The 24,795-nt window shown below is 70.7% G+C and carries 21 protein-coding genes; 9 read left to right on the top strand and 12 right to left on the bottom strand.

Going from position 1 to position 24,795, the window contains the following annotated elements; all coding sequences use genetic code 11:
- Positions 1-96 precede the first annotated feature (96 nt).
- From PSU4_RS19120 to PSU4_RS19095, 6 genes are all read left to right on the top strand, one after another.
- A complete protein-coding gene (locus PSU4_RS19120; protein WP_147110191.1) occupies positions 97-471 on the top strand; it encodes a pyridoxamine 5'-phosphate oxidase family protein in 375 nt (124 codons plus the stop codon).
- A gap of 313 nt (positions 472-784) precedes the next feature.
- Entirely contained in the window at positions 785-1,834 is a 1,050-nt protein-coding gene (locus PSU4_RS19115) for an ABC transporter ATP-binding protein (RefSeq protein ID WP_147110190.1), read from the top strand.
- A gap of 62 nt (positions 1,835-1,896) precedes the next feature.
- On the top strand, positions 1,897-2,973 hold the full coding sequence (locus PSU4_RS19110; protein ID WP_147110188.1) for an extracellular solute-binding protein: 1,077 nt from the start codon (positions 1,897-1,899) through the stop codon (positions 2,971-2,973).
- Positions 2,973-4,652, top strand: coding sequence for an ABC transporter permease (locus tag PSU4_RS19105; protein WP_147110186.1), 1,680 nt, complete (start codon positions 2,973-2,975; stop codon positions 4,650-4,652). The genes PSU4_RS19110 and PSU4_RS19105 overlap by 1 nt, the downstream gene beginning before the upstream one ends.
- Positions 4,653-5,027: 375 nt before the next feature.
- Positions 5,028-6,308, top strand: a complete 1,281-nt coding sequence (locus tag PSU4_RS19100; protein ID WP_147110184.1) for an alpha/beta hydrolase — start codon at positions 5,028-5,030, stop codon at positions 6,306-6,308.
- The gene (locus tag PSU4_RS19095; RefSeq protein ID WP_246115212.1) at positions 6,305-8,455 is read left to right on the top strand and encodes a bifunctional lysylphosphatidylglycerol flippase/synthetase MprF; all 2,151 of its coding nucleotides are present in this window, start codon (positions 6,305-6,307) and stop codon (positions 8,453-8,455) included. Before PSU4_RS19100 ends, PSU4_RS19095 begins: the two co-directional genes overlap by 4 nt.
- Before the next feature lie 286 nt (positions 8,456-8,741).
- Here the strand turns inward: PSU4_RS19095 and PSU4_RS19090 are convergent, their stop codons facing one another.
- The 6 genes from PSU4_RS19090 to PSU4_RS19065 form a co-directional block, all read right to left on the bottom strand.
- Positions 8,742-10,133 (bottom strand): alanine--tRNA ligase-related protein, encoded by a 1,392-nt coding sequence (locus PSU4_RS19090; protein WP_147110182.1) that lies wholly within the window; start codon positions 10,131-10,133, stop codon positions 8,742-8,744.
- Positions 10,134-10,263: 130 nt separating this feature from the next.
- A complete protein-coding gene (locus PSU4_RS19085) occupies positions 10,264-10,749 on the bottom strand; it encodes a peroxiredoxin (RefSeq protein ID WP_147110180.1) in 486 nt (161 codons plus the stop codon).
- A 90-nt stretch (positions 10,750-10,839) separates the two neighbouring features.
- Positions 10,840-12,498, bottom strand: a complete 1,659-nt coding sequence (locus PSU4_RS19080; protein WP_147110178.1) for an FAD-dependent monooxygenase — start codon at positions 12,496-12,498, stop codon at positions 10,840-10,842.
- A gap of 107 nt (positions 12,499-12,605) precedes the next feature.
- The gene (locus tag PSU4_RS19075; protein ID WP_147110177.1) at positions 12,606-14,033 is read right to left on the bottom strand and encodes an MFS transporter; all 1,428 of its coding nucleotides are present in this window, start codon (positions 14,031-14,033) and stop codon (positions 12,606-12,608) included.
- 23 nt (positions 14,034-14,056) lie between these two features.
- A complete protein-coding gene (locus PSU4_RS19070; RefSeq protein WP_186817055.1) occupies positions 14,057-14,587 on the bottom strand; it encodes a nuclear transport factor 2 family protein in 531 nt (176 codons plus the stop codon).
- A gap of 66 nt (positions 14,588-14,653) precedes the next feature.
- A complete protein-coding gene (locus PSU4_RS19065; protein ID WP_147110173.1) occupies positions 14,654-15,253 on the bottom strand; it encodes a DUF6328 family protein in 600 nt (199 codons plus the stop codon).
- Between the two features lie 168 nt (positions 15,254-15,421).
- Between PSU4_RS19065 and PSU4_RS19060 the strand changes: the two genes are divergently transcribed.
- Entirely contained in the window at positions 15,422-16,285 is an 864-nt protein-coding gene (locus PSU4_RS19060; protein WP_246115211.1) for an AraC family transcriptional regulator, read from the top strand.
- Here the strand turns inward: PSU4_RS19060 and PSU4_RS19055 are convergent.
- The 6 genes from PSU4_RS19055 to PSU4_RS19030 all read right to left on the bottom strand — a co-directional run bounded on the left by PSU4_RS19055 (position 16,171) and on the right by PSU4_RS19030 (position 23,262).
- Positions 16,171-17,187 (bottom strand): ABC transporter substrate-binding protein, encoded by a 1,017-nt coding sequence (locus tag PSU4_RS19055; RefSeq protein ID WP_147110171.1) that lies wholly within the window; start codon positions 17,185-17,187, stop codon positions 16,171-16,173. The two genes, PSU4_RS19060 and PSU4_RS19055, sit on opposite strands and share 115 nt — an antisense overlap.
- A gap of 79 nt (positions 17,188-17,266) precedes the next feature.
- Positions 17,267-17,548, bottom strand: a complete 282-nt coding sequence (locus PSU4_RS19050) for a hypothetical protein (protein WP_147110170.1) — start codon at positions 17,546-17,548, stop codon at positions 17,267-17,269.
- Positions 17,545-18,015 (bottom strand): (2Fe-2S)-binding protein, encoded by a 471-nt coding sequence (locus PSU4_RS19045; RefSeq protein WP_147110168.1) that lies wholly within the window; start codon positions 18,013-18,015, stop codon positions 17,545-17,547. The genes PSU4_RS19050 and PSU4_RS19045 overlap by 4 nt, the downstream gene beginning before the upstream one ends.
- Before the next feature lie 13 nt (positions 18,016-18,028).
- The gene (locus tag PSU4_RS19040; RefSeq protein ID WP_147110166.1) at positions 18,029-20,368 is read right to left on the bottom strand and encodes a molybdopterin cofactor-binding domain-containing protein; all 2,340 of its coding nucleotides are present in this window, start codon (positions 20,366-20,368) and stop codon (positions 18,029-18,031) included.
- Positions 20,369-20,666: 298 nt separating this feature from the next.
- On the bottom strand, positions 20,667-21,812 hold the full coding sequence (locus tag PSU4_RS19035; protein WP_147110164.1) for a cobalamin-independent methionine synthase II family protein: 1,146 nt from the start codon (positions 21,810-21,812) through the stop codon (positions 20,667-20,669).
- Positions 21,813-21,900: 88 nt separating this feature from the next.
- On the bottom strand, positions 21,901-23,262 hold the full coding sequence (locus PSU4_RS19030; RefSeq protein WP_147110162.1) for an LLM class flavin-dependent oxidoreductase: 1,362 nt from the start codon (positions 23,260-23,262) through the stop codon (positions 21,901-21,903).
- Between the two features lie 180 nt (positions 23,263-23,442).
- Here PSU4_RS19030 and PSU4_RS19025 point away from each other — a divergent pair, with 180 nt between their 5' ends.
- Together PSU4_RS19025 and PSU4_RS19020 are read left to right on the top strand one after the other, a co-directional pair.
- Positions 23,443-23,733: a YciI family protein gene (locus PSU4_RS19025; RefSeq protein ID WP_147110160.1), complete on the top strand. Its 291-nt coding sequence runs from the start codon at positions 23,443-23,445 to the stop codon at positions 23,731-23,733.
- Positions 23,730-24,794, top strand: coding sequence for a YncE family protein (locus PSU4_RS19020; protein ID WP_147110158.1), 1,065 nt, complete (start codon positions 23,730-23,732; stop codon positions 24,792-24,794). Before PSU4_RS19025 ends, PSU4_RS19020 begins: the two co-directional genes overlap by 4 nt.
- Position 24,795: the final 1 nt, after the last annotated feature.

The following is a 24,795-nucleotide window of genomic DNA, read 5'->3' as shown; positions in this document are numbered from 1 at the left end:
CACCCGCGCGCAACCTCACCGCTGTCCGGAGCTCGTTCCACAGCAGTCAGGTTGCGCGCGACGTCGAACCGCCGCCGGGCTCGTAGCATCTCAGGGATGAGCATCGCCGTGACCACCGACGAGCTGGGCAGCACCCTCGCCGGTTTCCGCTTCGCCTACCTGCTGACGATCGGTGACGACACGCGCCCGCACGTCACCGCCGTGTCCCCGGTCTGGGACGGGCACCACCTGCGGGTGGGCGACCTCGGCCGCCGGACCCGCGCGAACGCCGGAGCACGGCCCGAGGTCACCGTCGTCTGGCCGCCGGCCGACCCGGCCGGGCACACCCTGATCGTCGACGGCACCGGCGTCGTCGAGGGCGAGGAGCTGGCCGTGACCGTGACGCGCGCGGTCCTGCACCGGCCCGCGACGGTCCCGGCACCGGCCGACGCCGCCTGCGCGGCGGACTGCGTGGAGATCCAGCAGGTCTGACGCGCGGACGTCCCGGGCCCGACAATGCTCCGATGCTGGTCCTGGGCAAGGACGACAGCGCCGCTCTGCGTCGCCGCTCTGCTCGACCCGGCCGTGCTGGTCGACGCCGTCGCCGTGCAGGGCGGTTGCCCGGGGTGCGCACCGTAGCGAGCCCATCGAGTTCTTCCTGTGTCGGTCTTCGAGGGCCGAGCTGGGCGGCTCAGCTCTGGACCGCGTCGATCCCTGGCCCCGAAGGCTAGGGTTGGCTGTTGTGCTGACGGTACGTGATCTTCGTAAGGTGTATTCGCCTGCGGCACGAGTCGCGTCTCCCACCGTGGCACTGGACGGGGTCGATCTCGATGTCCCGGGCGGCGCGTTCGTGAGCGTGTTGGGGCCGTCGGGGTCGGGCAAGACGACGTTGTTGCGGTGCATCGCGGGTTTCGAGCGCCCGGACGCCGGGACGGTCACGTTGCGCGGCCGTGAACTGGTGTCGCCGGGCCGATTCGTGCGGGCCTTCGAGCGGGGGATCGGCATCGTGCCGCAGGAGGGAGCTTTGTTCCCTCACCTGACGGTGGCCCAGAACATCGGCTTCGGCCTGGTCGAGGCTCCCCGCCGGGACCGACGAGCACGGGTCGGGCAGTTGCTGGAGCTCGTGGGTCTTGCGGGGTTGGGCGGCCGGCGGCCGGATCAGCTGTCCGGCGGCCAGCAGCAGCGGGTCGCCCTGGCCAGGGCGTTGGCGCCCGAGCCTGCGCTGGTCCTGCTGGATGAGCCGTTCTCCGCACTGGACGCGCAGTTGCGGGTGGGGCTGCGCGAGGAGGTGCGTGAACTGCTTCGCACGCTCGGGTCCACGGCAGTCCTGGTGACCCACGACCAGGCTGAGGCGATCTCCCTGGCCGATCATCTGGTGGTGATGCGCGGGGGGCGTGTGGTGGCAGCGGGCGAACCCCGCGAGGTCTACGAGCACCCGGTGGACGCCGATCTCGCCCGTTTCCTGGGTGAGGCGATGGTCATCGACGGCGCGGTGTTCCGGGAGCGCGAGGACGTGCACGCCGACTGCGCGCTGGGCCGCCTACCGGTAGGGCATTTCCACGGTGGCGAGGGGAACTGCCAGGTCCTGATCCGTCCCGAACAAATCGTTGTCACCGCCCCTTCCCGCGACGACTCTGCCGTCGCGAGGGATTCGCAAGTAATGGGCGTTGTAGCCTCATTGTCCTATTTTGGACATGATGCGCTGCTTCGCGTCGAGGTGCCGGGTCTTTCGAGGCCGATTGTGGTGCGCGTTGCCGGCCGAAAGGCATTCCACCCCGGTGACCAGGTGGTTGTCTCGGTGACGCGCTCGGTGGCGACCTTCCCGGCCGCCACCAACAGTTCATCCATGCACTAAGTTTCGCTTGCCTAACTGTTAGGGTGCCCGTGGTTATCGCACTGAACAGGAAGGTCGGCAGGATGAAAACCAAATATCCTCGGCGGACGATGACGGCCGCTGTGGCGACCATTCTGGGTGTGACGTTGGCCGCGTGTGGCGGCTCCGGCGGATCGACCGCAGACGGCTCTGACCCTGCTGCCGGCTCGGCGACCGACACCGCGACGTTGACCGTGTACACCGATCAGCATGCCGACTTGATCAAGGGGCTGACCGACGCGTACACCGCGGAGACCGGGGTCGAGTTCAACATCCAGAACGACGCGACGGTCGGACAGATCGAGGCCGAGGGGGGCGCCGGCAAAGCCGACGTCTTCCTGTCCGAGGACCCGACCCCGGTGGCGCAGCTCGGCGCGGCCGGATTGCTCGCGCCGGTCGATCAGACGACGCTCGACCAGGTCCGCCCGGGTCTGAGTTCTCCGAAGGGGTTGTGGGCCGCGTACGCCGCCCGCAGTCGGGTGCTGTACTACAACCCGACGGTGATCTCGCAGGACCAGCTGCCCAAGACGCTGGCCGAGATCGTGGAGCCGCAGTACGCGGGCAAGTTCGCGTGGGCCCCGTCCGGCGCGTTCGTCGCCACCACCCAGTACCTGATCGCCACACAGGGTGAGGCGAAGACGACGACCTTCCTGGAAGGGATCAAGGCCAACGGCGTCAACGAGCAGAAGAACGGCAACGTGCGCGACACCGTGGAGGCGGGCAAGCACGCGATGGGCCTGTCCAACCACTACTACTGGTGGGTCCTCGCGGGGCAGAAGGGCGGCCCGGACAAGCTCGTCTCCAAGATCTACCACTTCCCCGCCGAGGACGCGGGCAACCTCGTCCTGTCCTCCGGTGCGGGTGTACTGAAGGCGAGCACGCACCAGGCCGAGGCGCAGAAGTTCATCGCGTGGGTGACGTCGAAGGACGGTGGGCAGAAGCTGATCGCCGACGCCCCGGCGGAGGTGTCCGAGGCGCAGTACCCGGTGGCACCGGGAGTGGCCAGCTCGATCGCGGGTGACCTGAGCGAGGTCAAGTCGCCTGCCTTCGACATGGACGAGCTCGCCGACTCCTCGCAGGCCGAGGACCTGCTCAAGCAGCTCGGCTTGTCCAAGGGCTGATGTTCAGCAACACCCGGGTACGTCTCGGGCCGACGGTGACCGCCACTGCCGCGGTCGCCGTCGGCCTGTTCTCCCTGCTCCCGCTGCTGTACCTGCTGGCCACGGGTGTCTCGTGGCACGACATCCGTCGACAACTCCGCTACCCGGGCGTCGGTGCCGCGATCTGGCAGACGGTCGAACTGACCGTCGTGATCAGTACGGTCAGCGTGCTCGTCGGGGTCGGTGCCGCGCTGCTGGTCGTGCGCACGACACTGCCCTACCCGAAGCTGTTCACGGTGCTGTTCGCGCTGCCCCTGGCTGTCCCCGGGTTCGTCAGCGCATACGCCGCCTACTCCACCGAGCTCGTCTACGCCCCCCGGCTCGGGCTGGCCACCAGCTTCTGGGGAGCGTCGATGGTCATGGCGCTGACGCTCTACCCCTACGTGTTCCTGCCGAGTGTGATCGCCCTGCGCGCCGTCGATCCCGCCCACGAAGAGGTCGCGGCGAGTCTTCGACCGTGGCGAGCGACGATCCTGTGGCGGGTCGTGTTGCCGGCGCTGCGGCCCGCGATCGGGGGCGGAGTCCTCATCGTCGCCCTGCACGTGCTGGCCGAGTTCGGTGCCATGGACCAGCTCGGCCGCAGCACGCTCACCACCAAGGTGATGGGTGAGATGCTCGACTACGGTGACTACCGCTCGGCCCGGTCGCTGTCGCTGCTGCTCATGGGGCTGTCGATCATCGTCCTGTTGGTGACCCGGTGGCTCACCGGGCGCGGCCACGCCACCGACCTCGCCCGCGGGACAGCGCGACCGCCGCGGCGCTGGGACCTCGGCCCGCTTCGCATCCCGGTCGCGGCGCTCGCGCTCGTCGTGCCCGGGATCGCGGTCGGCCCGACCCTCTTCATGACCGTCCGTGGCCTGACCACCCCCGAGCGCCACATCGACGTCGACTGGGCGCAGGTCGGTAGCGCCCTGACCACGACACTCGGCTACGCCGTCGCCGCAGCGTTGGTGGCCTCCGTCCTCGCGCTGCCGGTCAGCTGGTGGATCACGCGCCGGCCCTCCACGCTCGCCACCCTCACCGAACGCTGCATCTGGGCCGCGCACGCCCTCCCCAGCGCCATCCTCGGGCTCGCACTGGTCTACCTCGCCACCCGCGCCGTCCCCGACCTGTACAAAACTCCCAGCGTCCTCGTGGCGAGCTACGTCATCCTGTTCCTGCCGCTCGCCGTCGCGAACCAACGTGTCGGTCTCACCGTCACCCGCCGCGCCTACGACGACGTCGCCGCGTCCCTCGGCGCCCGCCCCCTCCGGGCGTTCCTCAGGATCAACCTTCCGCTCGCGATACCGGGCTTCCTCGCGGGCGCGCTGCTCGTCGGGCTCGACGCCAGTAAGGAGCTCAACACCACGCTGATGCTCATCCCGTACAACGCCCAGACCTTGTCGTCGCAGCTGTGGGCCACCACGAACGGGGAGTCACTCGACTTCACCGCGGCCTCGCCCTACGCCGCGATGCTCGTCCTGCTGGGACTGCCCATGGTGCTCATGCTGACCCGACACACCCTCAGGCACATCGAGACCACACCCGCCGGGGCGGTCCCGAGATCGATCGTGCGACAGCAAGAGTCCGACGCGGGCGGCCCGCGCGCTGCGCACGAGCACGTCCCCCACGGTGGCGCCGGGACGACCGCCGACCTCTGATCCCGGCCGGTCACGTCGTGAACAGCAGCTCCAGGTCGGCGAAGACCTTGAACTCCAACGCGTTCCCGGCGGGGTCGAGCAGAAGTCCACCCACCGCGGCGCGGACCGGCCCTCCGGAAAGCCCAGCACCCCGCCGCAGAACGCGCGGGGGCGGGGCACGGGTGTCCTGCTCGGGTCGCTGTCAGGATCACCCGACGGAGGACTCGCGCGCCAGGAGGGAGAAACGCCAAGGTCATCATCGGCGAGTAACCGACTACGGACCCTCCGGCACGGCGCCACGGTCCGGCCGGTCCGTGCCGTCGGGGCTCGCACCGCGATCCACCGCCGAGGGGACGTGAACGAGCATGGGTGACAACCGATCCACGGCGCGGCTCCGTGGCTGAACTCTCGCTGATCAACGGGTGGCTGCCCGTCGTCCTGCTGGTGCTCGGCGGTATCGCGCTGTTCGTGCTGTTCGCCCGCGGCGGCCGCGCATCGATGATCACGATCGCCGTCGCGGCCGTCCTCGCGGTGCTCACGTACTTCCTGCTGAACTGGCTCGTCCTCACCGTGTTCGACCTGCTGCCCGAGCCGCTGCCGGGCACCGTGCGGCTGTGGATCGCCGTCGGCGTGGGCGTGTTCGCGCTGGGCGTCGGCAGCATGTTCGCGTCGTCGGTGGGGCGCAAGGTCACCGCCGTCGTGTGCACCGTCGTCGCGCTCGCCACCGCCGCGTCGCAGATCAACGTCTACTTCGAGGAGTACCCGACGCTCGGGACGCTGGTCTCCAGCGACGAGAACGACGTGTCGGCGTTCGCCGCGGCGTCCGGGGTCAGGTCGGCGTCGGAGGCGACACCCGTCGTGACCCGGTGGAAGGGCAACCCGGGCCGCAGCCGCGTCGAGTCGGCGCCGATCCCCGGGACGGTGTCCGGGTTCAACGCCCGGCCCGCATGGATCTACCTGCCGCCCGCCTACACCAGCCCGAACCCGCCGCTGCTGCCCGTGCTCATCCTGGTGTCGGGCCAGCCCGGCGGCCCGCAGGACTGGATCGTCTCCGGGCGGCTGCAGCAGCTCCTCGACGGGTTCGCCGCCACGCACAACGGGCTCGCCCCGGTCACCGTCGTCGTCGACCCCAACGGCGCCGACGACGCCAACACCATGTGCATGGACTCCGACATCGCGAAGGCCGACACCTACCTGACCCGCGACGTCGTCGACTGGATCACCGCCAACGTCGGCGTCGACACCAACAAGGCGCACTGGGCGTTCGGCGGCTGGTCGTTCGGCGGCACCTGCGCCGTCCAGATGGCGACGCGCCACCCCGACCTATTCCCGTCGTTCATCGACCTCGCCGGCGAGCGCGAGCCCGCCATCAGCTCCGACCGCACCCAGACGGTCCAGCAGGCCTTCCACGGCGACACCGCCGCGTTCGACGCGCTGACCCCGCTGACCCTGCTGTCGCAGAAGACCTACCCGGACTCGTGGGGCTTCTTCGCCGCCGGTAGCGACGAGCCGACGACCCAGCAGTGGATGACGGAGGTGTCGACGGCCGCCAAGAACGCCGGCATGACCGTCACGACGCAGATCGTCCCCGGGCAGGGGCACTCCTGGGGCGTCCCGACGGCCACCCTCGTACCCGCGCTCGACTTCCTCTCACCACGGATGGGATTCACGACGTGACCACAGCCGCCGTTCCGCCCATCACGCCGGGGCAGGCCGGCGGGTTCGAGGCCTGGGCAGGCCGCCTGGCCGCCGCGACGCCGAACGCGTTGCGGCGCATCCCGTTCACCATCACGGTCGTGGTGGCGACGCTCGTCGTCGGCGTGGCCGTGCGGACGATCTGGGAACCGATCTGGCGGGTCGGCTGGTTCCCGCAGGTCGCCTACGGCGTCCCCGCGCTGCGGGAGGGCAAGGTCTGGACGCTGTTCACCGGCTGGCTGTTCGCGATCACGCCGGCGCAGTACGTCACCGGCGTGGTGTTGTTCGCCGTTCTCGTCGGGGCGTGCGAGCTGCGGCTGGGCACCCGGCGCACCATGGTCACCGCGATCGCGGGCCAGGTCGGGGGTGTGCTCGTCGCGTCGCTGCTGGTCTGGGCGCTGTCCACCACCACGTGGGTGTGGGCGCGCGACCTCGCCGGCGCCCGCGACGTCGGGTTCACCACCGGCATGCTGACGGTCGTCGCCGTCACCTCCGCGACCCTGCGCTCGCCGTGGCGGCTGCGGGTCCGCGCGCTGCTGTGGTTCTACGTCACCACCGCGTTCCTGTTCGAGGGCACGCTGTCCGACGTCTCGCACGCCGTCGGCGTCGGCGTCGGGCTGCTGGTCGGCCAGTGGCGCTACGGCGTCGAACCCGGCTTCGGGCCGCGCACGCCGCGCGAGACCCGGATGATGGCGTTCGGCGGGCTGATCGTCATCGGCCTCACCCAGCTCATCGTGCTGCTCTTCCCCGGCCGCGGGCCGTTCGGCGCGACGACGGGCGAGGCCGGCCCGATCGCCGACGTCCTGATCGAGCTGGCCCTGATCGCGTTGGTGGCCAACGCGTTGCGCAACGGGAAGCGCTGGGCGTGGTGGGCCGCGCTGGTGCTCGGGCTGCTGAACATCGCCGTCGCCGTGCTGGCGCTGGTGCTGATCGTCGCCGGACAGCTGCCCCTGGGCGCACCGATCTCGTTGGCGGGCGGATTGCTCTGGCTCGGCGAGCTGACGCTGCTCGTGCTGAACCGGCAGGCGTTCCGCGGGAGGTTCAAGCGGCGCATGCCCGGCGGCGTCGGCGCGCTCGACGCCGGCGGCGAGGGCATGAGCCGCGCGAAGGCGATGCTCGAGACCGTGGGCGGCTCGACGATGTCGTGGATGACGACGTGGCCCGCCATGCGCTACCTGTTCACCGCCGACGGCCGCGGCTACATCGGCTACGAACGCCACGCCGGCGTCGCACTCGCCCTCGCCGACCCTGTCGTCCCGCCCCCGACCATCGCCGCCGCCGTCACCGAGTTCGCGACGATGGCCGAGCGCGGCGGGCTCATCCCGGCCCTGTTCTCCGTCACCGACGCGGCCGCCGACGCCGCCCGTGCCGCCGGCTGGCGGACCGTCCAGATCGCCGAGGACACCCTCATCGACCTGCCCGGACTCGAGTTCAAGGGCAAGGCATGGCAGGACGTCCGGTCGGCGCTGAACAAGGCGCGCAAGGAGTCGATCGAGTTCCGGATCGTGACGCTCGCCGAGCAGCCGTTCGCGATCCTCGCCCAGGTCCGCGCCATCTCGCAGGAGTGGGTGGGCGACAAGGACCTGCCCGAGATGGGCTTCACCCTCGGCGGTGTCGACGAGGCGCTCGACCCGAAGGTGCGCGTCGGCATCGCGATCGACGCGACGGGCTCGCTGCACGGCGTCACGTCGTGGCTGCCGGTCTACGCCGAGGGCGGGGAGGTCCGCGGCTGGACCCTCGACGTCATGCGCCGCCGCAGCGACGGGTTCCGGTCCGTCATGGAGTTCATGATCGCGTCGGCGTGCCTGCGGTTCCGGGAGCAGGGCGCGGAGTTCGTGTCGCTGTCCGGGGCGCCGCTCGCGCGTGGCGACGTCTCGCCCGCCGAGCTCGACCGCACCGACCGGCTGCTCGACCGCCTCGGCGGGGCCCTGGAACCCTTCTACGGCTTCCGGTCCCTGCATGCGTTCAAGGCGAAGTTCCAGCCCCGCTACGAGCCGGTGCACCTGGCGTTCCGCGACGAGGCCGACCTGCCGCGCATCGGCGTCGCACTCACCCGTGCGTATCTGCCCGACGCCACCGCGTGGCAGTTGATCGCGGCGACCCGATCAGGGGGGCATGAACAGCATTGACATCCGGGGTTGCCTGCCGACGATCACCGCGGTACGTTTCGCCCTACAAGGGGGATGCGTACTTGGGACGCCTTGTCAGGTTCAATTCCTGAGTCCTCCACCAAACGTCGAAGAATGGGCCGCCCGGGATTCCGGACGGCCCATTCTTCGTTTACAGCGGAGTCGTCCTCCTGCGCGAAGCCCCCAGCCGCGCGCAACCTCACTGTCGTGATTCCGCGCCACGACGACAGTGAGGTTGCGCCCGGTTTGCGGCCCGGCTCGGGTCGGCCTGCGGCGCGCGGTGAGGTCAGCCCGCGGCACGGGAGCGGGCCTTCTGCTCGTCCATCAGCGCATCGAAATCGGCCTGCCACGTGCCGTCCAGCGCGATGCCTTGCCGGTCCGCCTCCTCGACCGAGAGCTCGATGGGCATACCGAACGTGTCGTGCAGCTCGAACAGGTTCGCGCCGGTGATCAGCGCCTGGGTGCAACCGAGCCGGCGGACCATCGACAACCCCTTGCGCAGCGTCCGCGCGAAGAGCTTCTCCTCCTTGGCGATCACCGCGACGATCTCGGCCTCCTTGGCCGCGATCTCCGGGTACACGTCGGAGTACACCGAGGCCACGACGGGCACCAACTCGGCCGCCACGCCCGCCGTCAGCTCGAGGTCGAGCCCGAACCGCATCGCGCGGCGCAGCAGCCGGCGCATCACGTAGCCCTGCTTCCCGTTGCTGGGCTTCACCCCGTCGGCGGCCAGGAACACCGCGCCGCGCAGGTGGTCGACGACGACGCGCATCGCCGTCGTCGCCTCCTCGTAGCTCTTGCCGCTGACCTTCTGCAGCCGCTCGACCATCGGCCACAGCAGGCTCACGTGGTAGACGTCGGGGTTGTCGATCGACGCCGCCGCGATCCGCTCCAGGCCGCCACCGAAGTCGACGTTGTGCTTGGGCAGGTCGACGACGCCGGTCTCGGTGCGGCGGTACGTCATGAAGACGGAGTTGCCGATCTCCATGAACTGCCCGCCGTCGGAGTTCTGGTGCGGGTAACGGCCGTACGCGGTGTCGTGCTCGACCTGCGGGAAGAAGTAGAAGATCTCCGAGTCGGGGCCGCCCGGGTCGCCGACGGGCATGTCGTCGGGCCCGCCGAAGCGGCTCCACCAGTTCTTGTGCCCGTAGAACGCGATCCGCGCGCCCTGGTTGCCGTGCTCGTTGCCGTACTCCTCGGTGTCGAGGTCGATCCGGTCGAAGCTGATCCCCTTCTCGCGGAACAGGCGCTCCCAGATGTCGGCGCTCTCCTCGTCGCGCGGGATCCCGTGCGACGCGTCGCCGATGAACGCGGTGATGTAGATGCGTTCCGGATCGAGCCCCACGATGTCGACGAGGAAGTGCCACACCATCGGGATCTGCTCGGCTTTCGAGTAGTCGCCGAGGCTCCAGTTGCCGAGCATCTCGAAGAACGTGGTGTGCCGGTTGTCGCCGACCTCGTCCATGTCCTGCGCCCGCAGGCACGGCTGGACGTCGGCGAGCCGCGCGCCGTCGGGGTGCTCGGCACCCAACAGGTACGGCAGCAGTGGCTGCATCCCGCTGCCCGTGAACAACGTCGTCGGGTCGTCACGCAGGACGAGCGGCGCGCGCTCGATCACCACGTGCTCGTGTTCGGCCAGCAGATCGAGATACGCCTGGCGAATCGCGCGCGCGTCCATTTCGCCGACCCTGCCACGACTCGACGACGACCGGAAGCGGCGACGTATCGGCGGCGGCGCCGCACACCCTTCGTACGCGTCGCACGGGCTGCAGCCTGTGCGGCACGCACGGAAGGTGTGCGGCGCCGTGTCAGAGGGTCTTGAGCACCGCGCCGGCCGAGCTGACCGTGACGTCCGAGGGGACCTGCTCCACCCAGATGTCGCGGACCACGCCGTCCTGCAGGACGGCCGCGTAGCGTTGCGACCGCACGCCCAGGCCGAGGCCGGTGGCGTCGAGCTCCAGGCCCACGGCCTTGGCGAAGTCGCCGTTGCCGTCGGCGAGCATGACGACCGAGTCGCCCGTCTCGCGGGAGCGGCCCCACGCGTCGAGGACGAACGCGTCGTTCACCGCGATGCACGCGATCGTGTCGACGCCCTTGGCGCGCAGTTCGTCGGCCCGCAGTACGTACTCGGGCAGGTGCTGGTCGGAGCACGACGGCGTGAAGGCGCCGGGCACGGCGAACAGCACGACGGTCCCCGTGCCGAGGGCTTCGCGGCTGGCGACGGGGGCGGGCCCGTCCTTGGTCATCGTCGTCAGGGTGACGTCGGGGATGGTGTCGCCGCTGGAGAGGCTCACTCTATGTTCCTCACGGGTCGCCGGAATCGTTTCCGAACGAGCCTTTCCTGCAGCGGGCCACCGGCACAACCGAGGGGGTCGTGATCCGGATCACCCCGCGACGGGCACGCGGCTCCCGGCCGCAGTGGCCACGAGGGCGGCGTATCCGACGATCCCGGCGACGTCCGCGACGGTCCCGCGATGGCCGACGTAGCCGTCCGGGCGCACCACCAGCACCGTCCCGTCGGTGGTCGAATAGGCCTCCCGGAACGCCCCGGCGGCGTCGCGCACGGCCGGGGCCTGCAGGTCGGGGGCGTCGACGCCGTCTGCCAGTACGGCGTAGGCGTGCACGTCGTCGCCCAGGGCGGCCCGGGTGGCGGCGACGACGTCGTCGATCCCGGCGGCGGTCGCGTCGGAGTCGGCGTAGACCAGCACGGTGTGACCGGGCGCGCGCAGCAGCTCGAACAGCCGGACGGGGAACTGCACGATGTCGCGGACCAGCCCACGCGCGTCGGGGGCACGGTCGCCCGGCTGCGGGGCACCGGCGGGCAGCGCGTCGTCGACGGGTCCGACGATCGGGCTGCCGCGGTAGCCCACCAGCAGCTGCGCCTCGCGGCGGACGGCGGCGAACGGGTCGGCGGAGTCGAGCTGGATGCCGGTCCTGGCGGCCTTCACCGTGCGCCCGACGACCTCCTCGCCGACGGGCCGGCGTTCGGCGTCGTAGCTGTCGAGCAGCCTCGGCGCGGCGGTGCCGTGGACCGCCGCGGCCAGCTTCCAGGCCAGGTTGACCGCGTCCTGGATGCCGGTGTTCATGCCCTGGGCGCCCGTCGGCGGGTGGATGTGCGCGGCGTCGCCTGCGATGAACGCGCGACCGCCGGAGTACGCGCCCGCGATGCGGTGGCTGATCCGGAACACCGACGACCAGCGCAGGTTGCGCGCCGTCGTCGGCTCTGGCGCGAGCCGGTCGAGGACGGCCTGGATGTGGTGCAGCTCGGGAGCCCGTCCGGCCTCGAACCCGTGGGCGATCTCGTTCGCGCCGGGCGCGGCGGTGGACAGTTCGGGCGGGACGAGCATCGACATCCGGTAGCGCTTGTGCCCGGGCAGCGGGATGCAGACCAGCGCGTCGACGACCTTGCCGTCGTCCTCGGTCGTCGCGCGCAGGCTCCAGCCGCGCGGGACCGACCAGTCGACCTCGACGTCGCCCAGCATGTACTCCTCGGCGAACGCGCCGCCCTCGAAGCTCAGCCCGAGCGCCTTGCGGACGGTGCTGTGCGCGCCGTCGCCGCCGACGAGGTAGCGCGCCCGGACGGTCTCGGGTCCGTCGGGGCCTGCGAGCTCGGCGGTGACGCCGGCGTCGTCCTGGGTGAACGACACCAGTTCGACCCCGCGCTCGGGGACGACGCCGAGGCCGGCGAGGGCCTCGCGCAGCAGCCGCTCGGTCTCGTACTGCGGCAGGGCCATGAACGCGTAGGACATGTCGGGCGGCAGCCTCAGCTCGAGCGTCGCGACCCGGTCGCCGTTGCGGTACACCTGCTGGCCGAGCATCGGGACGGCCGCGTCGAGCATCGCGGGCAGCACGCCCGACTTCTCCCACAGCTCGAGGGTGCGGGCCTGCACCCCGACCGCCTTGGCGTACTGCGGCGGCTCCAGGAGCTTGTCGACGACCCGGCACGCCACCCCACGTCTGCGCAGTTCCAGCGCCGCGGTCAGGCCGATCGGCCCGGCTCCGACGACCAGCACGTCGGTGGAGTACGCGGTTCCGCTGCCCATGTGGACGTCCTCGTCTCGCTCGGGTGCCCGGCCCGGTCGAACCGGTTCTCGCCGAGGGTCCACTCGGGACCGAACGCCCGAACGTTACGTCCGTAGTGAGCGGTCGGTTACCAGGAACCGCGGTGGTCGGGGAGGCGGAAGATCACCGGCAGGGCGATGAGCAGCAGGGCGGCGAAGCCGAGGAACGCGTATCCCTGCGCCACTCCGGGGTTGGCGGCGAGCGAGATGATCGCCGTCGTCATCGAGATGCCGGCGATGCCACCGGACTGCCGGAACATGGCCCGCAGCCCGGCGATCGCGGAGATCTCCTGCTTGGCCAGGTGCATCGAGGCGTTGTTGCTCGACGGTGCCGCGGTGCCCATGCCCAGCCCCGCGATGCCCGCGGTGATCGACAGCCACAGCTCGGCGGACATCGCACCGGGCGGCGGGACGGCGAGCAGCCCGGTGCCGACGGCCATTCCCGCGTAGCCGATCAGCATCAGCCGCCGGGTGCCGACGGTGCGCAGCAGCGCCACCGACAGCGACGACGTCGCGATCATCGCGATGGCCCGCACCGACAGCAGGCTGCCGGCGACGAGGGGCCCGAGCCCGTAGCGCTGCTCGGCGTAGAGGGGGACGAGCGTCGAGAAGCCGAGGGCGGCGGCGCCGAACATGACGTTGATGATGTTGAGCGGGCCGAACACCTTGCCGCGCAGCAGCCGCATCGGCACGACGGCGTTCTCGTCGACGCGCGCGTGGTGCAGGAACCGCCACACCGCGATGGCGGTGACCGCGGCCGCGCCGCCGACCAGCCCCCAGCGGACCAGGGGGTCGCCACTGCCGCCGAGGGCGGTGATCGTCGTCATCCCGGCGACGAGGACGAGGGTGAGCAGCCCGATGCCGCCGAAGTCGATGGCGGAGGCCTGGACGCGGCGGGCGCCGTCGCGGCCGATGAGGAACAGCCCGCCGAGCACGATGATCACGCCGAGCGGGAGGTTGACGAAGAAGATCGCGCGCCACGACGTGTAGGTGACGAGCACCCCGCCGACGACCGGTCCGACGATCGCGCCGATCGGGAAGATGCTGGTGAACAGGCCGATCGCGCGGTCACGGTTGCGGCCGAACCGTTCCGCGACGATCCCGGTCGCGGCGGGCATGATCGCTCCGGCCGCGATGCCCTGGACGGCGCGGACCGCGATGAGGAAGGCGATGTTCCCGGCGAGGCCCGCGAGCAGGGACGTCGCGGTGAACACGGCGACGGCGGTGAGGAAGACGGTGCGGCGGCCGAACTGGTCGCTGAGCCGGCCCGCGATGGGCAGGGCGACGATCTGGCCGACGGAGTAGATCGTGATCGTCCAGCCGATCCAGCCGAGCGAGCCACCGAGGTCGCTCTGCATGGTCGGGAGCGCGGTGGCGACGGACGTCTGGTCGATGGAGCCGAGCAGCAGCGCGAGGCCGACGACGCCGAAGACGAGCCATCGACCGGGGAGCGGCTCGTCGGACAGGACCGATCCCGCGGCGGGTGCCGTTCGGGTTCGGGGAGCGACGCGCAGCATCCCCCCACGGTAGTTGCTTGCTGCTAAGCAAACAAGTCGGGGCGTGGTGACGTCCGCGACGACGCGAGGAGGCGATGGCCGGGGTCGTCGGGGGCCTGACCACCGCGGGCGAAAGCGTCGAGACCACCCCACTCGGGGCCGACGGTCTCCTGCAGGCTCCAGTCGTGCACGACGGCGCGCTCGGCGATGCGCCACTGCCCGCCGCGACGGGCGAGCCGGTCGACGTAGCGCCCGCCGAACTGGCCGATCGACACCGGCGGGCCGGGGCGGCGGTGCACGGCCACGAAATAGGTCTCGGCGCGCGCCTCGTCGCCGTCGACCTCGACCGAGACGTTGGTCAGGTGGTGCTGCGTGACGAGGTCACCACGGCCGGGCCGGCTCAGGATCCACTCGGCGAACTCGTGGGCGTTGCCGGAGAAGACGCCGTGGTCGTCGGTGCCGTCCGGGTGGTAGGCCGAGCGCAGCAGGTCGAGATCGCCGCGGTCGACGCCGCGGCAGTAGCGCAGCAGGACATCCCGGATCTCCTCGCGCGCAAGCAGTTCGGCGACGTCCACGTCGATCCCACCTTCCGGGTCGGGGCCCGCGGCGAGACTCCCCCACCGCCGTGGGGAAGGTCAATCTCAGGTCTCCGCGCCGAGCCTGCCCGCGACCTCCCGCCCGGACCGGCGGCTCAGGCCGCGCGGCCGGGCGTCCGACAGGTTCCGGACAGGATCGGGGAGCCGCGCATCCGCCTGCGAGGGATGCCGCAGCCGCATCGGGATGCCGACCCAGAGCACGACCGTCACCAGCACCAGGACGCCCGCCCCGATCATCGCCGGGATCCGGCCCAGCGCGATGTCGAGGACGAGCATCACCCCACAGCACAGCGTCAGCGCGAACGCGGCGAGGCCGGCGATGACCATGCGGTGGCCCAGACGGACCAGCTCACGTTTGCGGTTGCGCTGGAACGCCACGCGGTGCGCGGCGACGGGCGCGATGACCAGTGTCGCCGACAGCGCCGCACACCCCAGGGTCGCGACGAACAGGCTCTGCTGGAAGTCGTCGAGGGTCCGGAAGCGCTCGCTGAACGACAGCGTCAGCAGGAAGCCGAACAGGATCGGCACGCCGGTGAAGACGACGCGCAGCTCCTGCAGCAGTTCGGCGAAGTTGCGGTCGGCCCGGTTGAGCGGCCCTTCCGAGCGGTGCCGCGTGTTCCATGCCTCGTCCCGGTGCACGGCCATGGGGCGCCTCCTCGTCGGTGTGCCGACGTACGTACCCCACTCCCCCCTCCCTCACACGAAAGAGTGAAACCTCGTGGTCGCAGGGCCACCCTGATCGGCGACGGTCGTCGTCGGTACACCGGTCCGCACACCGTTCGCCCACCGCAGCATTGGTTAGGCTCCCTTTCCATGGAGGCGGGAGCGATGGAGCGGGACGCGCTGCAGCGGCCGCCACACGGCGAGATGCTCGTCGTCGCGCTGCAGGTGCACGTCGGCGACTCGTTCCCCGCCCATCGCCACGAGCACCACCAGCTGGTGTGGGCGTCGTCAGGAGTGCTGAGCGTCGACGCCGACGGCACCCGCTGGACGTTGGCGCCCAATCTGGCGTTGTGGGTTCCCGCCGGCGTCGAGCACGCGACGAGCGCGAGCCGGCCCGCGTCGATGTTCGGGGTGTACCTGCGTCCACGGTTCACGGCGGGCTGGACGTCGCCGACGCTGGTCTCCGTCACCCCGTTGCTCCGGGAGCTGTTCCTGCACCTCACCGGGCGCGACCTGGACGACGACACGCGCCGGCGCGCGGAGCACATGGTCGTCGACCTGCTGCGGCCCGTCGACGTGACACCCCTGTCGTTGCCGGTGCCGTCGGACCCGCGGGCCCGGTCCGTGGCCGACGCACTGCTCGCCAGCCCCGCCGACGACCGCAGTCTCGACGCGTGGGCGGCCGACGTGGGCGCGAGCGTCCGCACCTTGTCACGGCTGTTCCTCGCCGAGACGGGCATGGGGTTCTCGCAGTGGCGCACGCAGGCACGGCTGCGCGCGGCGCTGCCCGGACTCGCGGCCGGGGCGACGGTCCGGTCGGTGGCGCGGTCGGTCGGCTACGACACCGAGAGCGGGTTCGTCGCCGCGTTCCGACGGGCGACGGGCCGCACCCCGGCCACCTACTTCGCGAGCGCCGAGCGGAGCTGCGGCACGACCTGGTCGAGCCCGTACCCGATCGACAGCGCCGACGGAAAGCCGAGCGCGATCGCGACGGGGAAGTCCAGAGCGACATAGCTGCGGCGCTGCACAGCCGGGATCCGCTGGAACAGCTCCATGCCTTCGACGGCCTGCCGCGCGGCCGGGGAGGCGTAGGCCAGCAGCAGGACGTCGGCATCGAGGACGTCGAGGCGCTCCGGGGAGACCGACGCCCGGTTGGGGATGCTGCCCGCCTGCAGGCTCCTCACCCCGGGGGCGAGCTGCATCCCGAGCTGGGCGAAGAACGAGGCGGAAGCGTCGGCCTCGTTGTTGATGACGGTGATCGAGTTGGCCGACAGCACCGGGCCGAACGCGAACGTCCTGCCCGCGAAGCCGGGGTTGGCGGTCTTCGTCGACGCGATCCGGCCCTCGACGTCCGCGACGAGCGTCGCGGCCTCGTCGGCGCGGCCGAGCGCGGTCCCCACGCGGGTCGTCGCGACCGGCCACGGATCCTTGTTGTAGCCGGCGCCGGCCGAGAGAGTCGGCGCGATCCTGCTGAGCGTCGCGTAGTCGGTGTCGAGGCCGTTGCGGTCGGCGCCGAGGATCAGGTCGGGCCGCAGCCCGGCGATCTGCTCGAACGGCAAGCCGTCCGTGGTCTCGAGCAGCTGCGGCGCCGGTCGTCCCGCCAGTGCCGTCTGCACCCAGGGCGAGATGCCGCCCGCGATGAACGGGGCGAGCGTCGGCGTCGCCAGCGGCACCACGCCCAGCGCGACGGCGGCGTCGACGTCGCGGTACTGGCCGACGGACACGACCCGCTGCGGTTCGCGCTCGACGGTGACAGGGCCGAGGACGCCGTCGATGGTGACGGGGAACCCGGCCGCGGCAGGGGCGGTCGTCCCGGCGGCCGGGGCCGATCCACCGTCGCCGCACCCGGCGAGAGCGAGGCCGGCCGCGGCAGCGGCACCGAACGACAGGAAGCGGCGGCGGGTCAGAGCAGGCACGCGCCGACATTAGGTGAGGCTCACCATCACATCCGGTCAAAGGATGTCGCAGATCGGCCGTCCCGGACACACCGGTCAGTCAGTCGAACGGGCCGTCCAGCAGACCGCTCACCGGGCCGTCGACCCAGTTGTAGGACGGCACCGGCACCTCCGACTCGGTGCCGTCGGCGCCGACCGGGCCGTTGCCGTCCGCGGCGTCGAGGAACGAGGCGGCCGCGTCCGCACCCGTCGCCCCGACCGCGCTGACGGCCTGGGCGGCGCCGCTCGGAGGTGCCTCGTCGGCGAACGCGGTACCGGCGGGCAGGACCGCGCCGCCGAGCGCGAACGCTGCGATGATCGCCTTCTTCACGGGATGCCTCACATGTTCTCCGCGCCGGCCTTGATGGCCTCACGGATCCGGTTGTAGGTACCGCAGCGGCAGATGTTGCGGATCTCCTCGATCGCGTCGTCGTCGAGGTCGCGACCCTCCTCCTGGCACTGCCGCACCTTCGCCACAGCAGCCATGATCTGGCCGGGCTGGCAGTAGCCGCACTGGGCGACGTCGCGGTCGAGCCACGCCTCCTGCATCGGGTGCAGCTTGTCGCCATCGGCGAGACCCTCGATCGTCGTGACCTCGTCGTCGTCGGAGATCGCGCCGACCGGCACCGAGCAGGGGTTGAACGCCTTACCGTTGATGTGGCTGGTGCAGGCCTTGCAGACGTTGATGCCGCAGCCGTACTTCGGGCCGGTCACCCCGAGCATGTCGCGGATGACCCAGAGCAGCCGGACGTCGTCCTCGACGTCGACGGTGACGCGTTCGCCGTTGAGCGTGAAGGTGTGCGTACCCATGACCTGGCTCCTCTCAGTACGTGAAGTCGAGGCCGTCGGTCGGCGACTCGGGGATCGGCGGCACCGTCGGCTTCGGCTCGAACGGGAACGGGTCCTTATGGTTGATCGGGAAGTACTCGGGGACGATCCCGGTGGCCCGCACGTAGGCGTTCGCGATGGCGCCGCACGCCGCGGACAGGCCCAGCTCCCCCGCCCCGCCCGGCTCCGGAGCATCCGACTCGACGATCACGACGTTCAGCTCCGGCGGGGTGTTCCACTGCCGCGTGTAGAAGTAGTTGTCCCAGCTGGCCTCGACGAAATGGCCGTCGGTGAGGTGCAGGCTGGAGGTGAGGATCAGCGCGATCGCGTCGCTGATCCCGCCCATCATCTGCGCTTCGAGGCCCCGCGGGTTGACCACGAGCCCGACGTCGACGGCGAACGTCACCCGCGTGACGCGCGGCCCGGTCACGCCCTCACGGATCGGCCGGTCGACGGTCTCGGGCCGGCAGTCGATCTCGACGAGAGCAGCCGTCGCCGCCTTGTACTCGGTGTGGACGCCGAGACCCTGCGCGGTGCCCTTCTTCATCGAGCGGCCCCAACGGCCCTCCTTGGCGACGGCGTCGAGCACGCCCCGCAGCCGCGCCCCCCGCAGGAACTCCCGGCGGAACTCGTACGGGTCCTTGCCCATCGCCGCGGCGAGCTCGTCGACCATCAGCTCGCGGGCGGTGGCGACGTTCGGCGAGTAGATGTTGCGCATCGCGCTCGTGTTGAAGCGCATGTCGACCTCGTTGAGCAGCCGCGTCGAAACGCCGAACTCGTACGGGGTGACCTGGGTGAGCTCGAAGATGCTCTCCGACAGCGTCAGGTTCCCGAGCGGGGCCTTGACCGCGGCGGCCGTGACCGGCTCGCCGAGGCCCGGGTTGATCTGGGTGGCGACGCTGGTGTGGCGCTGCTCGTAGCTCAGGACGGCGTCGGCGCCGACCTGCGCACGGACCCGGCTCGTCGACATCGGGTGGACCCGGCCCTGGCGGGAGTCGTCGGCGCGGGTCCACATCAGCTTCACCGGCTTGCCGAACACCTTGGAGCACTCCGCGGCCTCCAGCGCCGCGTCGTAGAACAGCTTGCGCCCGAACGACCCACCGCCCTGGGTGACGTGCACGGTCACCTTGCTGATCGGCAGATCCACGATCTTGGCGATGTCGCCCTGGGCCGCGATGGGGTTCTTCATCGGACCCCAGATCTCGGCCCGGTCGGAGCGGACGTCGGCCAGTGCGCAGTTCGTCTCCAGCGAGCTGTTGCTCGCGGTCCAGAACGTGAACGCCCGGTCGATCGTCCTACCGACGCCCGCGGGCACCGCCATCGGCAGCTCGGCGGCGCGGACCCTGCGCAGGATCGACTCGTCGTCCTCGCCGGCGACGGTGCCGCGGTTCCAGCTGACCTGCAGCGCGTTGACGGCGTCGATGGCCTGACCGAACGTGCGTGCCCGGACGGCGACGCCCGTGGAGACGACCTCGACGTCGGTCACGCCCGGCATGGAGCGGACGTCGTCGAGGTTGTCGACGTCGTCGGGGGTGCCGTTGAGGTCGGGCGCGCGGCAGATCACCGTCGGCAGGGCGTCGGGGATCTGCAGGTCGGTCGCGAAGACCTTGCGGCCGGTGACGATGTCGCGGGCGTCGGTCTTGTTGTGCGGCTTGCCGATGACGGAGAACTTCTCGCGCGCCTTGAGCGTGACCTCGACCTGGCGGGTCGTGTCGCTCGCGGCCTTCTCGGCCAGCTCGCCGAACGGGATGGACCTCCCGCCGGCGCCCAGGACCAGGCCCTTGCGCGAGGTGACGGTGCGGACGTCCTGGGCGAGCAGTTGCGCGCCCGCCTCGAGGAGCCGGCCGCGGGCCAGCGCTGCGGCCACCCGGATCGGCGTGTACGTCGTGAACGTGGTGCTCGACCCGCCGGTGATCTGGTTGAACAGCAGCTCGGGGCGGGCGTCGGCGAGGGTGACGCGAACCTGGTCGACGTCGAGGTCCATCTCCTCGGCGATGATCATCTGCGTGGACGTGACGATTCCCTGACCGTTGTCGGAGCGGGGCAGCGCGAACGAGACCGTGCCGTCGCGGCCGACCTCGATCCGGATCAGGTTCGCGGTCGGACGCATGGCGTCGCGCAGCGCGTCGAGCAGGTCGTAGGCCTCGGGGGTCTGGGGCACCGACGGCAACGCCGCGGCAGAGGCCTCCGGCGCGCCGAAGATCTGGTTACGTGTCAGCTCGGCGGCGACCACCAGCGTGGGGGCGGCGATGAGATAACCGAGGAACCGGCGTCGTCCGACCGGCTTGCGCAGGCCGTCCTCCGCCGGAGGGGACGCGAGTCTGTGGTGGGCCATGCGTGTCCTCTGCTCCGGGGACGACCCGGCCGAGGGGAGCGACCGGGTACGAGCCCGACAACGAGGACGGCATTCGACGGTGACGTGACGCGTCGACACACAATTGTTGGTTACTCAGCGGTACCTGCGGAATATCAGCGGGTCAGACCCAGTGTTTGCTACCGCAAGGTGTCTCGGTGAGAGGACCACCCCCGGCCCAGGTTCACCCCACCGGGTGAGGACACGCCGCCCCGACCTGCACGAACGGCACAGTCGCGCAATTCAGGGGCGCGACTGTGCCGTTCGTTCGGGAGGGGTCTCACCAGAGGCGCGACGAGGCCAGTTCCGCGCCCGCGCCGAGGGAGCGCAGCTTGAGCCAGGACACCTTCGGCAGGACCGGGCCGAAGCCCACGAACGTCCCGAAACCGCAGTCGGTGCTGGGCTGCACCCGCTCCCTGCCGACGAGCCCCGCGTACCGCTCGATGCGCTGCGCCACCAGCTCGGGCCGCTCGACGACGTTGGTCTTCGTGTCGATGACGCCAGGGCTGATGACCTTGTCGTCCGGCAACGCGATGCGCTCGAACAGCTCCCACTCGTGCTCATGGGCCGGGTTGGCACCCTCGAAGGAGATCGACCCGACGGGCAGCGCCAGGGCGGGCACGAGCACCTCCTCGAGCGCGACGTCCATCAGGTGCGGGCCGGCGTAGTTGCCCCAGCACATGTGCAGCCGCACGCGGTCGGCCGGCAGCCCGTCGAGCGCCCGGGCCAGCGCGGCGAGGTGCAGGTCGACGTGGGCCGCGAACCCCTTGTCGGCGACGTAGGTGCTCCACGTCGAGAAATGCTTGCCACCCGGGACGTCGGGCGAGTCGATCTGCAGCATCAGCCCGGCGTCGACGATCGCCTTGTACTCCTCGCGCATCGCGTCGGCGACGGCGAACAGGTAGGTCTCGTAGTCGCCGTAGTGCTCGTCCGGGGTGAACAGGGCGACGCAGCCGGGCGAGATCGCGGGCAGGAACCCCGCCGCCGCACCCGAGTCGCCGAGTACCGCGGTGAAGCGGGCGATGTCGGCGGCGACGGCGTCGTGACCCACGTAGGTCACGTCGCCGGTGCACGTGGGCAGCCGGATGTGCGCGCCGGCCTCACCGCCGTACTGCGCGACGAGCAGTTCGGGGGCGTCGTCCATGTCGAGCAGGGCGAACGGGTCGGCCACACCGGAGAACCCGGTGAGCCGGCTCGCGGCGTAGTTCATGAAGCCGGGCTTGGCCATCTCCCCGTCGGAGACGATGTCGATGCCGGCCTCGCGCTGCTGCGCGACGGCGCCGGCGACGGCCTCGTCGATCCGGGCACCCAGGGCCTCGACGTCGACGGGCTTGCCGTCGATCTGGTCGTAGACCATCGCCGTCAGGTCGTCCGGGCGCGGCAGGCTGCCGGTGTGGGTCGTGAGGATGCGGTCGTCGTTGAACACAGAACCTCCACGGTGAGGTGGTGCGCCGAAATGCCTTGTGAGTGGCAATAGTCGCTATAGCGACTATTGCCGCTCACAGGGTTCGGGGTCAGCGGCGGAACGAGCCGGCCCGGTGCGACTCCGGGATGCGGGTGCTGCCGAAGAGCTTCTCCCGGAACGTGCCGGGGGCGTACTCGGTCTTGTACCGGCCCCGCTCCTGCAGGACCGGGACGACCATGTCGATGAAGTTCTCGTACGTCTCGTGCGCCACGATGCGCGCGATGTTGAAGCCGTCGAGGTCGGTCTCGTCCATCCAGCGGATGAGCTCGTCGGCGATCTGCGTGGGACTGCCGATGAGCGCCATGTTGGTGCCGCACAAGGCCTTCTCCTCGAGGACCTGGCGGACCGTCCAGGAGTTGCCGCGGGTGAACATCTCCAGCGCGGAGCGGTTGGAGTCGTTCTCCTCGTACTCGATCGGCTTGTCGACGGGGTACTCCGACAGGTCGATGCCCATCAGGCCCGACATCGTCGAGATCAGGCCCTCGAACGACGAGTACTTCAGGTAGTCGTTGTAGCGGGCGCGGGCGAGCTCCTCGGTCTCGTCGACGAACACCGAGACGCCGGCGAAGAACTTGACCGAGTCGCGCGGGCGGCCGGCCGCCTCCAGCTCCTTGGTCATGACGGCGATCTTGTCGCGGACGATCTCGATCGTCGTGCCGTTGAGGTAGATGCCCTCGGCGTGGGTGGCGGCGAACTGCCGGCCGCGCGGGGAGCCACCGGCCTGGAACAGGACCGGGGTGCGCTGCGGCGACGGCTCGACGGCGTGGATCGCGCTGAAGCGGTGGAACTCGCCGTCGAAGTCGATGCGGGTGATCTTCGACGGGTCGGCGTAGACGCGGGTGGCCTTGTCCTTGGGCAGCGAGCCCTCGCCCCAGGACTCCTCCCACAGCCGGTAGACACCGTCGCAGAACTCGTCGGCCATGTCGTAGCGGCGGTCGTGGGGGATCAGGCCGTCCAGGCCCATCGCGCGGGCGCCGCTGCCGAGGTAGCTGGTGACGATGTTCCAGCCCAGCCGGCCGTCGAGCAGGTGGTCGAGTGTGGAGAGGCGGCGCGCGAACTGGTACGGCCGCTCGTAGGTGGCGCTGCCGGTCATCGTGAAGCAGAGGTTCTCGGTGACCGCGGCCATGCCGGGGAGCAGGACGGCGGGGTCGACGCTGGGCGCCTGCGACCCGTTGCGCAGGGCGCCGTCGGCGTTGCCGCGGTAGACGTCGGGCATGCCGTAGACGTCGGCGATGAACAGATTGTCGAAGAGGCCGCGCTCCAGTAGCTGTGCGTAGTCGGCCCAGTAGCGGATCGACGTGTAGTCGACCGCCTTGTCGCGCGGGTGGGCCCACAGCCCGAACGACTGGAAGCTCGGGTTGCCCTGTTCGAGCGCGTTGAAGCGGATCTCCTTGGGCCGGCCTGCGGACACGCTTCCTCCTTCTGCGGCCGTCGTCGGTGCCGGCCTCGATCGCGGTCCTCACATCTACCACTCGCCCAGTGAGCGTAACAACCATTCCGTGAGAATTGGAAGCCGTCAGCGCTGGACGCGGCGGCGTCGCCGAGGGAATGATCGGGCGGGTACCTGCCGGACGAGTCGAGGACGACCGCCATGTTCGTGTGCCTGCTGACGTACCACCGCGACATCGACCGGGACGGTCCACTGTTCGCGGCCCACAAGGCGTTCGTGCAGGAGAACGTCGACGCGCACCGCTTCCTGTTCTCCGGCCCACGGGTCGGCGCCGCCGGTGGCGTGATCGTCGCCCGCGGCACCGATCCCGACGCCGCCCGCGCCCTGTTCGACGGCGACCCGTTCGTCGTCGACGGCACCGCGACCTACGAGCTGGTGCAGTTCACCGCGGGCCTGGCCGACCCGGCGCTCAACCTGGAGGTTCCGGCGTGACGGGCGACGTGCTCATGGTGTGCAGCCAGTTCGGGTGCACGCTCGACTTCTTCGACGCCACGACGCTGGAGAAACTCGACACGGTCGAGGGCCTGGTCGCGCAGCCGCACGAGATGGCGTTCGACGCCGGCCGCCGCCTCGCCTACCTCGCCCACACCTACCGGGCCGGCGCCTACAACGAGGGCAAGCCGAAGGCGCACGAGATCTCGGTGATCGACGTCGACGCGCGCGAGGTCGTCGACGTCATCGACATCAGCCCCTACGAGGCGCCGCACGACGTCGAGTTCGATCCGGCGGCCGACGTCATCTACACCGGCGTCGAGACCGGCGACGGCGGCAACGGAATCGTCGTGCTCGACGCCGCGACCCGGACGATCGTCGCCAACATCCCGCTGCAGGCGCGCAACGCGCACTGGATGGCGATCACCCCCGACGGATCGAAGGCCTATGTGGCGCACAAGGAGGCGCCGGTCATCTCGGTGGCCGACCTGCGCGGACGTCGTCAGCTCGGCGAGATCGCCTCGCCCGGCGGCGCGGAGGAGATCGACTGCTCCCCCGACGGCCGGTTCGCGTTCGTCGCGACGCCGATGATGAGCCTGGTCATCAACGTCTCGCAGGGCCGGCTCAACAAAGCCACGCCGCCGCCCGGCACCCCGACGCCGCGGCTGCTGAAGATCGACGTCGCGACCGACGAGGTCGTCGGGCAGCTCGACTTCGACGAGTACGTGTCGGCGCTGCGGGTCGCGCCGGACGGACGCGTCGTCGTCACCGAGTTCCTGTTCCCCTCCCCCGACAGCCCACCGGGGCCGGTCAGCGGCCGGGTCAACGTCGTCGATCCGGACTCGATGACGCTGCTCGCGGCGGTCGAGGTCGACGAGCTGCCGTTCACCACGCGCTTCTCCGCCGACGGCGGCACGGCGTTCGTGGCGAACCTGAAGACGGGCTCGGTGAGCGTCGTCGACCTGACGTCCTACGAGGTCGTGGCGACGCTGGACAACAACATCGGGCCGGGCTTCGGCGGGACGCACGGTATGGCGCTCGTGCCCGCAAAGGCAGAATGAC

Origin of the sequence: Pseudonocardia sulfidoxydans NBRC 16205 (assembly GCF_007989085.1) — a bacterium.
Lineage (GTDB): Bacteria > Actinomycetota > Actinomycetes > Mycobacteriales > Pseudonocardiaceae > Pseudonocardia > Pseudonocardia sulfidoxydans.
Note: the sequence above shows the minus strand (reverse complement) of the source record. Positions and strands in the feature narration are given on the sequence as shown.

Bases quoted from the DNA above. Each gene is read 5' to 3' on its own strand.
- PSU4_RS19120 (WP_147110191.1), top strand. From the start codon at position 97: ATGAGCATCGCCGTGACCACCGACGAGCTGGGCAGCACCCTCGCCGGT.
- PSU4_RS19110 (WP_147110188.1), top strand. From the start codon at position 1,897: ATGAAAACCAAATATCCTCGGCGGACGATGACGGCCGCTGTGGCGACC.
- PSU4_RS19105 (WP_147110186.1), top strand. From the start codon at position 2,973: ATGTTCAGCAACACCCGGGTACGTCTCGGGCCGACGGTGACCGCCACT.
- PSU4_RS19090 (WP_147110182.1), bottom strand. From the start codon at position 10,133: ATGGACGCGCGCGCGATTCGCCAGGCGTATCTCGATCTGCTGGCCGAA.
- PSU4_RS19080 (WP_147110178.1), bottom strand. From the start codon at position 12,498: ATGGGCAGCGGAACCGCGTACTCCACCGACGTGCTGGTCGTCGGAGCC.
- PSU4_RS19075 (WP_147110177.1), bottom strand. From the start codon at position 14,033: ATGCTGCGCGTCGCTCCCCGAACCCGAACGGCACCCGCCGCGGGATCG.
- PSU4_RS19065 (WP_147110173.1), bottom strand. From the start codon at position 15,253: ATGGCCGTGCACCGGGACGAGGCATGGAACACGCGGCACCGCTCGGAA.
- PSU4_RS19060 (WP_246115211.1), top strand. From the start codon at position 15,422: ATGGAGGCGGGAGCGATGGAGCGGGACGCGCTGCAGCGGCCGCCACAC.
- PSU4_RS19045 (WP_147110168.1), bottom strand. From the start codon at position 18,015: ATGGGTACGCACACCTTCACGCTCAACGGCGAACGCGTCACCGTCGAC.
- PSU4_RS19040 (WP_147110166.1), bottom strand. From the start codon at position 20,368: ATGGCCCACCACAGACTCGCGTCCCCTCCGGCGGAGGACGGCCTGCGC.
- PSU4_RS19025 (WP_147110160.1), top strand. From the start codon at position 23,443: ATGTTCGTGTGCCTGCTGACGTACCACCGCGACATCGACCGGGACGGT.